Source organism: Arthrobacter sp. 9V, from assembly GCF_902506065.1.
Classification (GTDB): Bacteria; Actinomycetota; Actinomycetes; order Actinomycetales; family Micrococcaceae; genus Arthrobacter.
Window position 1 is genome coordinate 701,567 of record NZ_LR732912.1, and the last position, 14,382, is coordinate 715,948.

Genomic DNA, 14,382 nt, shown 5'->3' on the forward strand with positions numbered 1-14,382 from the left:
CCGGTGGCTGACATGGAAATCCTGGATACCGCAGAAATGCAAGAAGCAGCTGAGAAGCAGGCTGCACTCTTTCCCCGGGGAGAGGGCGCAGAGCCCACAGCGGCAAAGCACACGGCAACCGGCCTGGCCGATGGCAACAAAAAGCCCCCGTTGTCGAACTCCTTTCTGGATAAGTTCTTCCAGATCTCCAAGCGTGGCTCAACGCTGGCCCGTGAATTCCGCGGCGGCCTGGTCACCTTCTTCACCATGGCGTATATCGTCATCCTCAACCCGCTGATCCTGGGTGGGTTCTCGGCAGAGAACGCTCCGGTTGACGTGGCTGGCGGCTGGCTCTCGGCTGCGCAAGTAGGCGCCGTCACCGGCCTGACCGCCGGCGTCATGACCATCATTTTCGGACTTGTGGCCAACCTGCCGTTCGGCCTGGCAGCCGGCTTGGGCATCAACTCCTTCCTGGCCGTTGCGGTCATTCAGGAAGTTACCTGGCCCGAAGCCATGGGCTTGGTGGTCATCAACGGCATCCTGATTGTCCTGTTCGGTGCCACAGGCGCCCGGACAGCGATCTTCAAAGCGGTACCCAAGGAACTCAAGGCTGCCATCACCGTTGGCATCGGCTTGTTCATCGCCTTTATCGGCTTTGTGGATTCCGGCTTCGTCCGCGCAACAACGGGCGGTCCGCCGGTCCAGCTCGGCGACAACGGCTCCATCACCTCCATCCCCACCCTCGTCTTCATTGTGGGTCTGCTGACCATGGGCATCCTCGTGGCACGCAAGATTCAGGGCGGCCTGCTGATCGGCATCGTCGCCACCACTGTCCTCGCCGCTGTTGCCGAGGCCGTGTTCCACATCGGTCCCGGCACCGCTGACAACCCCGGCGGCTGGCACCTGAACGTGCCCATCCTGTCCAGCCAGCTGGTATCCGTACCGGATTTGAGCCTGGTGGGCCAGTTCGATCTCTTCGGCTCATTCGCCAGGATCGGCGGATTGGCGGCTACCATGTTGGTCTTCACCTTGGTGTTCACCAACTTCTTCGATGCCATGGGCACCATGACGGGCCTGGCCAAGAGCGCAGGCGTGGCTCACAAGGACGGCACGTTCCCCAAGCTGAAGTCGGCCTTCATTGTTGAGGGCATGGGTGCAGTGGTGGGTGGTGCAACTTCCGGTTCGTCCAACACCGTGTACATCGACTCGGCGGCGGGCATCGGCGAAGGTGCACGCACCGGCCTGGCCTCCGTGGTCACCGGGCTGCTGTTCCTGGGCTCCATGTTCTTCACCCCGCTGACCTCGGTTGTCCCGTTGGAGGTTGCAGCAGCAGCCCTGGTGGTAGTGGGTGCCATGATGATGGCGCAGATCCGGGAGATCAAGTTCACCAAGTTCTCAATCGCCCTCCCGGCCTTCCTGACAATCGTGACCATGCCGCTGACGTACTCAATCGCCAACGGCATCGGCGTGGGGTTCATCTCCTTCGCCGTGATCAGCGCGGCGTCCGGCAAGGCCAAGAAGGTCCACCCGCTCATGTGGGTGGTCACGGCAGGCTTCATCATCTACTTTGCCCGCGGCCCGATCAACGCACTGATGGGCGTCTAGCCCGGAGCCGCACCCCGCGCCGGCGGGCACCCTTCCGGCACTCCGATCGGCGGTCCGCCGGTACCCACCGCGCGAATAGGCGTCCGCCGTCGTGGTCCTTCCCGAACTTTACGGACTGGAAGAGGCACGACGGCGGGCGGCGGCCGGGTACCGCGCGCTCCGCCAGGGAACGGGGGCAGGGAGATGAAGCCCTTGCCCCCGTTCCTATGGACTCTGACTTTTACTGATTAACCGCGACTACCTCCTCTGGAAATGAGAATATGAGGCAAGATCGCGCACTGCTCCGGCCGGGCCACCTGGCCGGGACACCTGGAATAAGGATGTGTTGCCATGCTGGATCTGATGCCTTCACTGGGCAGCTGGCGGCCTGCGGTCTCCGGCCAACTGTGTGCTGTGGCCACGATCGTAGGGACCGGCGGCTCCGTGCCGCGGCCCCTGGGGACCTCCATGATGGTCTCCGAAAACGGCGAAATCCTGGGCAGTTTGTCCGGAGGCTGCGTGGAAGGCGCCGTGGTGGAAGCGGCCTTGGAGGCCATGCGCGACGGCGGCTCTCGCCTTGAGTCTTTCGGCTACAGCTCCGAGGACGCGTTCGCTGTCGGGCTCACCTGTGGAGGAGAACTGGAAGTCCACATCCAGCCGCTCAAGGCTGGATCGGCCGAGCTTTCCGTGCTTGCCGAAACTCAGCGCCCTGCGGCCCTGATCCGCCGGCTCGACTCCCATGGCGGGGTCATGGTGGTTGACGATCCTGTCCGGTTCCGCGCCATGGAGTCCGAGGAACTCGCCAAACTGCTGGGCGACCACCCCTCCACACTTTTCGCCGCCGCTGCCCAGGTGGAGCCGCTGCTCCAAGGTGGCCGCACCGGCCTGGTGCGTCTGGCACCTCCGGAGGGATGCATCGACGGCTGGGGGACCACTGAAAGGCTGGCTTTGCCCCCGCGCGAAGAAATCCAGCCGGAGCCCATCACGCTGTTCGTTGAAAGCCGGTTGCCGGCCGCGCGGATGCTGATCTTTGGTGCCAACGACTTTGGTGCAGCCCTGCTTCCTCCAGGGCAGCTCCTCGGATGCAACGTCACCCTGTGCGACGCCCGCCCCGCGTTCGCAACGCAAAGCCGCTTCGCAGGAGCAGAGCAAGTGGTCACGGAATGGCCCCACCGCTATCTCGAAGCCGAGGCAGCGGCAGGACGCATCGATGCCCGCACCGTGGTGTGCATCCTCACGCACGACCCCAAATTCGACGTCCCTTTGCTCGAAGCCGCTCTTCGCATGAAGCTGGCCTACGTCGGCGCCATGGGGTCCCGGCGCAGCCACCGCCAACGGATGGACGCGTTGCTTGAAGCGGGCACCCCGCTGGAGTCCTTGGAACGGCTGCATTCGCCCATCGGCTTGAACCTTGGCGCCGTAACTCCCGCCGAAGTCGCAGTGTCCATCACGGCAGAAATCATCGCCGAGCGCGGTGCCGCCCGAAAGCCTTCAAAGGCACCCGGATTCCCATCTCTGCGGGACAGCACAGGACCCATCCACCCAGCCCCGTCTCACCCGGACCCGATTCAAGCGCCCCTCCGGGCAGCTACTCAACACCTCACTCAGGAGGACCCATGGACATGAATACCATCGAGGCCGTGGTCCCCACCACGGACCCGGCACAATGGCGCGACGGCGATGCCTGGCTAGCCGGCGGCACGGTCCTTTTCTCCTACGGCAGCACGGTCCTGAAGCGTCTCCTTGACCTCGGCCAAGCTGAATGGCCAGCCATCACGGTCACAGATGCAGGCATCGAACTGGCCGCCACCTGCACCGTTGCCGAGCTCTACGCCCTGCCGCTGTCCCCGGAAACCGCCAGCCGTGAATGGCCCGGGCTGGCACTCATCCGCCCGTGTTGCGACTCGTTCGTGGCCTCGTTCAAGATCTGGAACATGTCCACGGTGGGCGGCAACATCTGCACCGGCCTGCCGGCAGGGCCCATGACCTCCCTCTGCGCAGGACTCGATGCCGTGGCCACCATCCTCAGCCCGGATGGCAGCAGCCGCAACGTCCCGGTGGCCGACGTCGTCACAGGAGATATGCAGACTGTCGTGGCGCCGGGGGAGTTGCTCCGCAGCATCCATCTGCCCGCGTCAGCGCTGTCCGCCCGCGTGGCTTTCCGGCGTTTGTCCCTCAGCAACCTTGGCCGCTCCGGCGTGCTGCTGATCGGCCGGCTCGACCCCGACGGCGGCCTGGTCATCACAGTGACCGCGTCCACCAAGAGGCCGGTACAGCTGCGGTTCCCCGCCGGGCAGGTTCCCGACGCCGGGACGTTGGCTGACGCCGTCGGCGATTCCATTCCCTGGCCGCTCTACCACGACGACATCCACGGACTCCCTGCCTGGCGACGGGATATGACGTTCAAGCTTGCCGAGGAAATCCGGGCCGAGCTGCTGGGCGAATCGATGAGCGTTTCCGGTGATTTCTGGCCGCCGCACAACACCTCGCCACAGCCGTCCACCCAGCCAGCCACATCAAGCATCCAGCAGAAGGAGGCCCGCAATGGCAATTGAGATCAACGGTTCTGCATCGCAGGCCACCCCCCGCCCCGGACAATGCCTCCGCACCTTCCTCCGCGAGGAAGGCAACTTTGGCGTCAAGAAAGGCTGCGACGGCGGTGACTGCGGCGCATGCGCCGTGCACGTCGACGGCACACCCGTCCACAGCTGCATCTATCCGGCAGTCCGCGCCGACGGCAAAGCGGTCACCACCATCGAGGGCCTCGCATCCGAAGAGGGCCTGCACCCTGTGCAGGAGCAGTTCCTGGAAGCCCAGGGGTTCCAGTGCGGATTCTGCACCGCCGGCATGATGATGACCGCCGCAACGTTCGACGACGAGCAACGCGCCAACCTGCCCCGCAACCTCAAGGGCAACCTGTGCCGTTGCACCGGTTACCGTTCCATCGCGGACGCGGTCTGCGGACACGGCGGCGGACCTAGTGACGCGAACGGCGGCGACCACCAGCACGACGCCGGAGCTGACGTTTCAGGGGCACAGGCAGTTGCAGGGGCGCAGGCACCGGCCGTTCCCGCCACGCCCGGCCAACTTGGCGACAACGTGCCCGCCCCAGCAGGCCACGCCGTGGTCACCGGCACCGCCCGCTATGCCCTTGATGTTCCGGCCGAGGAGCTTCCGGGCCTGTTGCACATGAAACTTCTGCGTTCACCCCACGCGCATGCCCGGATCCTGTCCATCAACAAGGCCCCTGCGTTGGCGGTGCCCGGAGTGGTGGCAGTCTTCACGCACGAGGATGCTCCGGAGCTGCTGTTTTCCACGGCTCAGCACGAGAATTACACCGATGACCCCGATGACACACGGGTGTTGGACAACGTGGTGCGGTTCATCGGGCAGAGGGTTGCCGCAGTGGTGGCCGATTCCGTGGGCGCAGCCGAGGCTGGCGCACGTGCCTTGGACGTGCAGTATGAACTCCTCGAGGGAGTGTTTACTCCCCAAGAGGCAATCCTTCCCGGGGCCCCGGCGATTCACGGGGAAAAGGATGGCATCTTCTCCCGCATTTCCCGGCCGCATCACAACGTGGTGGCTGAGGTTCACGCCGAACTGGGCAGTGTGGCCGATGGCTTTGCGGCTGCCGACTTCATCCACGAGCACACGTACCAAACCCAACGCGTGCAGCACGTGGCCATGGAAACGCACGCCTCCATTGCCTGGCTGGACGAGAATGGCCGTTTGATGATCCGTTCCTCCACACAGGTCCCGTTCCTGGTGAAGCGCACGCTGAGCCGGGTGTTCAACCTGGCGCCGGAGACCATCCGTGTGGTGGCCGGCCGGGTTGGCGGCGGATTCGGTGGGAAGCAGGAAGTCCTCACCGAGGACCTGGTGGCCTTGGCGGCGCTGAGCCTCAAGCGTCCCGTGCAGCTCGAGTTCACCCGCACGGAACAATTCACGGCCACCACCACCCGGCACCCCTTCACCATTCACCTCAAGGCGGGTGCCGGCCGGGATGGTTCGCTCACTGCGTTGCAGTTGAACGTCCTCACCAACACGGGGGCTTACGGTAACCACGCTCCCGGTGTGATGTTCCACGGCTGCGGCGAATCCTTGGCTGTGTACAAGTGCGTGAACAAGAAAGTGGATGCCCACGCGGTCTACACCAACACCGTCCCCGCCGGCGCTTTCCGGGGCTATGGGTTGAGCCAGATGATCTTCGCGATCGAGTCGGCCATTGACGAGCTGGCCATAGGGATCGGCATGGATCCCCTCGAGTTCCGGCTCAAGAACATGGTCCGGCCCGGTGATCACATGCTCTCCACAACCCCCGAGCCCGAGGAAGATGTCCATTACGGAAGCTATGGCCTGGATCAGTGTGTTTCCTTGGTGCGGGATGCTTTGAATCGGGGCAAGGAACGGTACCGGGCTGCCGGTTTGGATGATCTCGGGCCGGATTGGGTGGTGGGGGAGGGCTCAGCCCTGTCCATGATCGACACCGTCCCACCGCGCGGCCACTTCGCCCACACCCGGGTGAGTTTGGAAGCGAATGGAAGGTTCGCCGTCGACGTCGGTACTGCCGAATTCGGCAACGGCACCACCACCGTCCACGCGCAGCTGGCTGCCACTGCGCTGGCTACAGCGGCTTCCAAGGTGACGGTGCGGCAGTCCGATACCGATCTTCTGGAGCACGACACCGGCGCGTTCGGTTCGGCCGGAACCGTGGTGGCCGGCAAGGCGACTCTCGGAGCGGCGTTGGAACTGGCCACCCGGATCCAGACGGTTGCCGCTTCGCTGACCGGGGCAGCCTTGACGGATTGCCGGTTGGTGGACGGCGGCGTCGAGTGCGGTGACAGGACGGTGCCGTTGACGGAAATCGTCGACGCCGCCAGGCTGCAAGGCGTTCGGCTCGCCACGGACGGCAACTGGGGAGGGACGCCGAGATCGGTGGCGTTCAACGTCCATGGCTTCAGGGTTGCCGTTAATACTGGAACCGGTGAGTTGCGGATCCTGCAGAGTGTCCAGGCCGCCGACGCCGGCGTTGTGGTGAACCCGCGGCAGTGCCGTGGCCAGATCGAGGGCGGTATTGCTCAGGCGCTCGGTGCGGCGCTTTACGAGGAAGTGAAAGTGGACGACGCCGGACGCGTCACCACGGACATCCTTCGGCAGTATCACATTCCGTCGTTCGCGGACGTGCCCCGAAGCGAGGTGTACTTCGCCACCACCAACGACTCCACCGGCCCGTTGGGTGCAAAGTCCATGAGCGAGAGCCCGTTCAACCCCGTGGCTCCCGCCCTGGCCAATGCCATCCGCAACGCAACAGGGATCCGCTTCGGTGAGCTGCCCATTGCGCGGGACAAGATCTACCTGGCCCTCCGCGACCGCACCCTCATCCCCAACTAACCCACCCCATCCGGGAACCCAACTAGGGGACAGCAAACGTCCTAATGAGCCCTCAGTGCGACGTTTACTGTCCCCTACTTGGGTGGGAGGGCTACTTGGGTGAGACAGCGAGCTCCATGAACACACTGTGCGGATCCAGGGTGTAGTCCCCGAAAGGAGGGCACTCGGTGAATCCGTGCCGGGCATACAGCCGGCGGGCCGGGGCGAAGTAGTCCTCGGTTCCCGTTTCCAAGCTCACGCGCTCGTAACCCAACCGGCTGGCTTCGGCCACAATGTGCTCCAGCAACAGCGTGGCCACACCACGTCCGCGGGCGCTGGCAGTGGTGCGCATGGATTTGATCTCGGCTTGCCCGGGGGACAGCCTTTTCAAGGCCCCGCAGCCCAGCAGTACCCCATCCTCGCGGGCCGTCCAGAAGGTGATCGACTCGTGTGACAAAGCTGAGTGGTCCAGAGCATGAACGCTCTCTGCCGGGGAGGTAGCGAACATGTCTGCCAGGTGTTCGCTCAGGAGCTGGTGGACATCAGGGCGTGCGGGATCGTCAGTTGCAATGCGGATCATGTCCCTCAACTTACCCGCGGTCAGCTGTCCAACAGATGCAGTTGAGCTTTCGTGTCCAGGTCCTCACCGGAACAGAGGTCACTGCAATCCACCAGGTCCACCAGTCCGGGATGTGCCTTGAGGAACGAGCGCGCCCCCGTGTCGCCATTGGCGGCTGCGGCCGCTTCGGCCCGGAGCCCGACGTCGAAAATCACCGGGTGCCTCCGCTTCAGGTGGCCGAACTCATCAGGGTAGGCAGCTGCGGTGACCCGACCGGGACGGTGGCTGCCCAGCAGTCTGCTCACCGCCGTCGGGGTCAGCCCGGGCTGGTCCACCAACGCCACCATGATGCTGTTGCCTGGTGCGGCCGCGTCAATGCCGGCGCGGAATGAACCTGCCATTCCCTTGGCCCAATTCTGGTTCTCCACCACCACATGGGTGCCCAAATCGGTGCTCTGCCTCACGTGATCGGCTTCAGCGCCGAGCACCACCACCACCTCGCGGCAGCCGCCGTCGAAAAGTGTGTCAGCGAGAACTTCCACCAGCGTCCTGCCTCGGAAGGGAAGCAGCGCTTTGGGCCCGCGACCCAGCCGCGTTCCCGCACCTGCAGCGAGGAGCACGCCCGTGGTGGGGGCCGTGCCGGTGTCAGTCATATCCTCACCATACGCGCGGGGGTCCATGCGGTCTCTAGCTCCTTGGGGTTCTTTCCAAGAGATCTACCAATATCGGTTGTAGATTACCGATCAGTAGGGCTTTTGGTGGTCAGAAATGGCCGATATGGTCTTTGAGGGAGTTATGAAGTCAGCTCGGATACGCAACGTCGCGTGAAAGAACAGGGGAAAATGGCTGGCAGTTTCGAAATTCTCAAGGCAGGGACCAACTCATTCCGGTTCCGGCTGACCGCGGAGGATGGAACGGTTGTGGCAGTGTCGCCACAGTTCCCGAGTCTGAAAGCTGTGGTGGCAGGCATCAACGCAGTTCGCGAGAACGCGGCCACCGGCTTTGTGGTCGATCGAAGGAACCTGGGCACCTGAGACCGGTTCAACAAACCCGCTAAACCACAATTGGCGGCAGTGTTCTTCACGAACACTGCCGCCAATTTGGCTTTACGGACTTTTAGGCGTCGCCGCCCGCTCCACCGGTGGTGCCGGCATTGACGTCCAGCAGTTTGTAGCGGTCAATGGCGTACGACGGCGCGCCCTCCTCTACCTCGCCCCTCGCCGCCAGCAACTGGAGGGTTTTGGCGACGATGGAGTGGGTGTCGTTTTTGAAGTAGCGGCGTGCGGCTTGGCGGGTGTCGGAGAAGCCGAAGCCGTCTGCTCCGAGGGAGGCGAAGTCGTTGGGGATGAATTGGCGGATTTGGTCGGGGACGGCTTTCATGTAGTCCGAGACTGCGATGACTGGTCCGGTGGTGTTGGCGAGTTGTTCGGTGATGAACGGGGTGCGTGCGGGTTGTCCNGCTCCGCGATCAACGCATCAAGGGACTCAATCCACTCCGCGGTCTCTTCCGGATCACGATCAGGCAGCTGGGCAGTCAACCCGCTGAGGATGTGTGAGGTCTCTTCTCCTGCAGCCACGTCCAACCTCTCTTCATTGAATGTCTGGGCGCTTGCTCTGTGGGGGCGCTCAAGGAATTTCGTATTGTGAGAATAAAATTCTGCAATTCGAGATTACGTCTGCTGATGAGCAGCGTCAACACGGATTGCGTAACCGAAACAGTCAACTGGCAAACCGTCGGGCAAGCAACCGAATGTGACCCTGGCTACACCGGGATTCCTTGACGTTACGTGACCCGAGTCATAGAGTGCTTTCACTATTCAATAACTAGATTCCGCAGTGTGGAATCAGTACGAAGTGGAGATCCACGATGCAGACGACTTCATCAGTCGGCGTCTCTGAGACTCCGGGAGAACCAAACGCAGGTGGCCCCAACCATCCGGTCGTGGGAAACACTGACCTCTGCGCCATTGCTTCCGAAGCCGCAGGCCGTACCATCAGTCCCAGCCTCTACAACATTGACCTGGCTCCCACCAAGGCCAAAGGCCGCAAGTGGACCAGCTATAGCATCTTTACCCTCTGGGCCAACGACGTCCACAGCCTGGGTAACTACGCCTTTGCCATCGGCCTGTTCTCGCTCGGGTTGGGCGGCTGGCAAATCCTTGTGGCGCTCGGCATCGGTGCTGTCCTTCTCTTCGCACTCCTGAACTTCTCCGGGTTCATGGGCCAGAAGACCGGCGTTCCCTTCCCTGTTATGAGCCGCATCAGCTTCGGCATCAGGGGAGCCCAAATTGCCAGCCTCGTCCGCGGTGCCGTTGCCGTGGCGTGGTTCGGCATCCAGACCTACCTGGCCTCGGTGGTGCTTCGGGTCATGCTGGTTGCCATGGCCCCCGGGCTCAAGGACCTGGACAGCAACTCCATCCTTGGCCTGTCAACCCTGGGCTGGCTTTCGTTTGTGGCCCTCTGGATTGTGCAGCTGGTCATCGTCAGCTTCGGCATGGAAATGATCCGTAAGTATGAAGCCTTCGCCGGCCCGGTCATCCTGGTAACTATGGCAGCGATCGCAGTGTGGGTGTTCATCGAGGCCGGTGGCGCCATCCAGTGGTCCGGCATCAAGGGCCTTGAAGGTGGGGAAATGTGGCTCACCATCTTCGCCGGAGGCGCTCTGTGGGTCTCCATCTACGGAACCTTTGTGCTGAACTTCTGTGACTTCACGCGGTCCTCCACCTCCAGGAAGTCCATCGTCAAGGGCAACTTCTGGGGCATCCCCATCAACATGCTGGTCTTCGGCGCGATCGTGGTGGTCATGGCCGGCGGACAGTACAAGATCAACGGCACTGTCATTGAGAGTCCCTCGGACATTGTGCAGAGCATCCCGAACACCCTGCTGCTGGTCCTGGCGTGCCTCGCCCTGCTGATCCTGACTGTGGCTGTGAACCTCATGGCCAACTTCGTCGCTCCGGTTTATGCATTGACCAATCTCTTCCCGCGGCACTTGAACTTCCGCAAGGCAGCCTGGGTCAGCGGCACCATCGGCTTGATCATCCTGCCGTGGAACCTCTACAACAACCCGATCGTGATTGTGTATTTCCTGGGCGGGCTCGGTGCGCTGCTTGGACCGCTGTTCGGCGTCATCATGGCCGACTACTGGCTGGTCCGTCGCGGCAAGGTCAACGTCCCTGAGCTCTACACGGAAGATCCCAAGGGCGCCTACTTCTACAAGCGCGGCGTCAACCCGAAGGCCATCGTCGCCATGATCCCTGCGGCAGCAATCGCAATCGCGATCGCCTTCATTCCGGCCCTGGCAGCCGCAGCACCGTTCGCCTGGTTTATCGGAGCAGGCGTCGCTGCGCTCACGTTCTTCGCAGTGGCTGACAAGAAGCAGCTCCATGAGGACGTTTCCGGCGAGCCGATCGCCGTCGCCAGCACCCACTGACTTACCCAAACATCAAGGCGTCGCCCGTCCTCCCGGCCAGCCGGATTCCAGCAAACGGATCCAGGTCAGCCGGCAGGGGACGGGCCTTGCCATTGAGAGGAAACCCCATGCGCATCTTGGTCGCAAACGTGAACACCACCCAATCCATGACCGACTCCATCGCCGCCCAGGCACGTGCCGCCGCAGCCCCCGGAACTGAGATCATCGGCATTACTCCACGCTTCGGCGCTGACTCCTGCGAAGGCAACTTTGAAAGTTACCTCGCCGCGATCGCCGTGATGGATGCAGTGGTGAACTATGCGGAACCGTTCGACGCCGTGATCCAAGCCGGTTATGGCGAGCACGGCCGTGAAGGCCTGCAGGAACTCCTGGATGTCCCGGTGGTGGACATTACCGAGGCAGCAGCCAGCACCGCGATGTTCCTGGGTCACAAGTACTCAGTGGTCACCACACTGGACCGCGCGGTGCCGCTCATCGAGGACCGTCTCAAACTAGCCGGCCTGGATGCGCGCTGTGCCTCTGTTAGGGCCAGCGGCATGGCTGTGCTGGAACTTGAGGAATACCCGGAGCGTGCAGTTGAAGCAATCGTGAGCCAGGCCGAACATGCGGTTCACCAGGACAAGGCCGAGGTCATTGTCCTGGGCTGCGGCGGCATGGCCGAACTAGATGAGCAGATCCGCCGGCGCACGGGCGTCCCGGTGGTGGACGGGGTGGCCGCGGCAGTCACCATTGCCGAATCCCTGGTTCGCCTCGGACTCTCCACGTCCAAGGTCAGGACATACGCCACGCCGCGTCCCAAGAGCGTAATAGGCTGGCCGATAACCTCAGCCCAACCAGCAGCGGATCAAGCAGCAGCAACTGAGCCGGCCGAAGCCGCACGCTGACGCAGGCGCGAGTACTTCCACGAGCACTTCCCCGAAAGGCAACCACATGACTGACTCCAGCCCGCCCACCAACCCGAGGGTCGCCGTCGTAACCGGAGCCGGTTCGGGTATTGGGCGGGCCGTGGCCCGGCTCATGCTCGCCGAGGGTTACCGTGTTGCCTTGGCTGGTCGCCGTGAAGCGCAACTGCTTGAGACTGCCGGCGATCACCCGGACGCGCTGGCGGTTCCGTGCGATGTAACAGCGCCCGACGACGTCGCTCGTCTTTTTGCCCAGGTCCGCCAACGCTGGGGCCGGGTTGATGTGCTGTTCAACAATGCCGGTATTTTCGGCCCGGCCGGGGACGTTGGCGAGATCAGCGTGGACGAGTGGGAAGCGACGCTGCGCGTGAACGTCACCGGGTCCATGCTGTGTGCGGCGGAGGCTGTGCGGGCCATGAAAGCCCAAGAGCCGCAAGGTGGCCGCATCATCAACAACGGCTCCATCTCAGCCCATTCGCCCAGGCCCAGGTCCGTGGCTTATACGGTCACCAAGCACGCCATGACTGGCCTGACCAAGAGCATCGAGCTCGACGGCCGGGAGTTCGGCATCACCTGCGGGCAGATCGACATCGGCAATACCCGTACTGAAATCATGGACACCATTGGCGTGGGGTCCGGTGCGCTGCAGGCGGATGGCAGCCGCAAGGTGGAGCCGATGTTTCCTGTGGACGATGCTGCCAGGGCCGTCCTGATGATGGCCAACATGCCGGCGTCGGCCAGTGTTGGTTCGTTGGTGGTGACCGCTGCCGGCATGCCGTTTGTAGGCCGCGGCTAGTCCGCGCACGCTTCTCAGCAAGGGCCCCCGTACCTCCACCACCTACTTTGATTTCTCAATGCCCGTGACACGCCTGTAGGAGGGTGTGTCGCGGGCATTTCTGCGCCAAAGAAGGTGGTGGAAGCGCGCGACGAGGTGCTAAAAACCAAATGTGACTTCCACGATATGGAATAACATTTTCCCCTTGCGGAATGGTGTGAGCGGGATTACATTTGAAAAACCCCCTCAAAACGTGGGGCTGTTCCCAAATGATTGGTTCAGATCAATGAAGATCCCAGACTCCGCGGCGCTGAAGGCGAGTTCGGCCCCGCAGAAGAAAAAGCGGCTGTACAAGTCGCTCTTTTTTCAAATCCTGATCGCCGTCGTCGCAGGTGTACTCATCGGTCATTTTTGGCCGACCATTGGGTCCGCCCTCCGGCCACTGGGCGATGGATTCATTCAACTCATCAAAATGATCATCGCTCCGCTGATTTTCCTCGTGATCGTCACAGGCATCTCGGCAGTGGGCGACGTCAAGGCGGTCGGAAGGGTCGGGGTCAAGGCACTCCTGTACTTCACCGGCGCCACTCTTTTTGCCCTCGTCTTCGGACTCATCGTCGGAAATATCGTTCAGCCTGGTGCTGGCCTTAATATCGACCCCGCTACGCTCTCCCAGGACGCACTCGACGCCAAGACCGGTCACGCCGTCCCCAAGGACGCCGCAGCGTTCCTCCTGGACGTCATCCCCGTCAGCGTGATCGGTGCTTTTGCCAACAACAGCCTGCTTCAGGTGCTGTTCTTCTCGGTCTTCTTCGGTGCCGCCATTGTGGTAATCGGCCGCGAACGCTGCCTGCCGGTCATCAGCCTCATGGAAACCGTCCTGGAACTGATCTTCAAGATCATGTCCTGGATCATGAAGGTGGCTCCCATCGGTGCGTTCGGTGCCATGGCCTTCATCATCGGTCAGTACGGCGTGGGGACACTCGGCACCTATGCGCTTCTCATAGCGTCCTGCTACGGCGCAGCCATCATCTTCATTGGCCTGCTGTTCCTGGTGGCGTGGGGCTTTGCCCGGGTCCCGTTGTGGCAGTTCCTCAAGTACACCCGGGAAGAGTTCCTGCTGGCTCTGGGCACTGCGTCCACAGAAGCTGTGATGCCGCGCATCATGACCAAACTGACCAACGCCGGTTGCTCCCGTGCCACCACGGGCCTTGTAGTCCCAACGGGCTACTCCTTCAACCTGGACGGCGCCGCGATTTACCTTTCCATCTCGCTGCTGTTCCTGGCCCAGGCCTTCGGCCACAACCTTGATCTCGGTCAGCAGTTGGCGGCCCTCGGTGTGCTGCTCCTGACCTCCAAGGGCATGGCCGGCGTGCCGGGTTCGTCCTTCCTGGCGCTCTCCGCCATGCCTGCCGCCCTGGGTATCTTCCCGGTTGCCGGCGTCGCGCTCCTCCTGGGCGCCGACCGCCTCATGGATTCCATGCGGGTGGTAGTGAACCTGCTCGGCAACTGTGTGGCCACGTTTGTTGTTGCCAAGTGGGAAGGTCAGTTCGACCGCAGCGTCATGGTCCGCGCTTTCAACGGTGAGATCACCAATGAGGACACGGCCATCATGCTCGGCAAGGAAGATGTCTACGCACAGCAGGAACTGGAGCGCATCAGCGGTGGCCAGGAGCCCTCGCCGAAGTTCCGTGGGGGCCCTGCTGCGGACGCGATCCCGCAATTCGAGATGAGCAAACCGGGCAAACCCACCACACCGATTTGCCCGGACTAACACCGT

At 62.8% G+C, this 14,382-nt stretch carries 12 protein-coding genes; 9 read left to right on the top strand and 3 right to left on the bottom strand.

The genetic code is table 11. The annotated features are described in order from the left end of the window. The first annotated feature begins 3 nt into the window (after positions 1–3). The 4 genes from BACI9J_RS03355 (at position 4) to BACI9J_RS03370 (ending at position 6,954) form a co-directional block, all read left to right on the top strand. Positions 4–1,584, top strand: a complete 1,581-nt coding sequence (locus BACI9J_RS03355; RefSeq protein ID WP_159733167.1) for an NCS2 family permease — start codon at positions 4–6, stop codon at positions 1,582–1,584. Positions 1,585–1,914: 330 nt separating this feature from the next. Then, positions 1,915–3,189 (top strand): XdhC family protein, encoded by a 1,275-nt coding sequence (locus tag BACI9J_RS03360; RefSeq protein ID WP_159733168.1) that lies wholly within the window; start codon positions 1,915–1,917, stop codon positions 3,187–3,189. Further along, the gene (locus BACI9J_RS03365) at positions 3,180–4,118 is read left to right on the top strand and encodes an FAD binding domain-containing protein (RefSeq protein ID WP_159733169.1); all 939 of its coding nucleotides are present in this window, start codon (positions 3,180–3,182) and stop codon (positions 4,116–4,118) included. Before BACI9J_RS03360 ends, BACI9J_RS03365 begins: the two co-directional genes overlap by 10 nt. Further along, the gene (locus tag BACI9J_RS03370; RefSeq protein ID WP_159733170.1) at positions 4,108–6,954 is read left to right on the top strand and encodes a molybdopterin-dependent oxidoreductase; all 2,847 of its coding nucleotides are present in this window, start codon (positions 4,108–4,110) and stop codon (positions 6,952–6,954) included. The genes BACI9J_RS03365 and BACI9J_RS03370 overlap by 11 nt, the downstream gene beginning before the upstream one ends. A 91-nt stretch (positions 6,955–7,045) precedes the next feature. On the opposite strand, the gene BACI9J_RS03375 is transcribed toward BACI9J_RS03370, so the two are convergent. Together BACI9J_RS03375 and nboR are read right to left on the bottom strand one after the other, a co-directional pair. After that, on the bottom strand, positions 7,046–7,513 hold the full coding sequence (locus BACI9J_RS03375; protein WP_159733171.1) for a GNAT family N-acetyltransferase: 468 nt from the start codon (positions 7,511–7,513) through the stop codon (positions 7,046–7,048). Positions 7,514–7,533: 20 nt separating this feature from the next. Beyond that, the gene (gene nboR, locus BACI9J_RS03380; protein ID WP_159733172.1) at positions 7,534–8,172 is read right to left on the bottom strand and encodes a nicotine blue oxidoreductase; all 639 of its coding nucleotides are present in this window, start codon (positions 8,170–8,172) and stop codon (positions 7,534–7,536) included. A gap of 162 nt (positions 8,173–8,334) precedes the next feature. Between nboR and BACI9J_RS03385 the strand changes: the two genes are divergently transcribed. Then, a complete protein-coding gene (locus BACI9J_RS03385) occupies positions 8,335–8,526 on the top strand; it encodes a YegP family protein (RefSeq protein WP_024818015.1) in 192 nt (63 codons plus the stop codon). 82 nt (positions 8,527–8,608) lie between these two features. Here BACI9J_RS03385 and BACI9J_RS03390 read toward each other — a convergent pair. Next, positions 8,609–8,950 (bottom strand): transketolase-like TK C-terminal-containing protein (locus tag BACI9J_RS03390; RefSeq protein ID WP_442858631.1); only part of this gene is annotated, 342 nt, incomplete at its 5' end. Between the two features lie 409 nt (positions 8,951–9,359). On the opposite strand from BACI9J_RS03390, the gene BACI9J_RS03395 reads away from it, so the two are divergent. The 4 genes from BACI9J_RS03395 to BACI9J_RS03410 all read left to right on the top strand — a co-directional run bounded on the left by BACI9J_RS03395 (position 9,360) and on the right by BACI9J_RS03410 (position 14,376). Beyond that, on the top strand, positions 9,360–10,925 hold the full coding sequence (locus BACI9J_RS03395) for an NCS1 family nucleobase:cation symporter-1 (RefSeq protein ID WP_159733173.1): 1,566 nt from the start codon (positions 9,360–9,362) through the stop codon (positions 10,923–10,925). Positions 10,926–11,032: 107 nt separating this feature from the next. Continuing rightward, complete coding sequence (locus BACI9J_RS03400) at positions 11,033–11,809, top strand: aspartate/glutamate racemase family protein (RefSeq protein ID WP_159733174.1); 777 nt, start codon at positions 11,033–11,035, stop codon at positions 11,807–11,809. A 46-nt stretch (positions 11,810–11,855) separates the two neighbouring features. Continuing rightward, entirely contained in the window at positions 11,856–12,623 is a 768-nt protein-coding gene (locus BACI9J_RS03405) for an SDR family oxidoreductase (protein ID WP_159733175.1), read from the top strand. Between the two features lie 265 nt (positions 12,624–12,888). After that, complete coding sequence (locus tag BACI9J_RS03410; RefSeq protein ID WP_159733176.1) at positions 12,889–14,376, top strand: cation:dicarboxylate symporter family transporter; 1,488 nt, start codon at positions 12,889–12,891, stop codon at positions 14,374–14,376. The last annotated feature ends 6 nt before the right edge of the window (positions 14,377–14,382 follow it).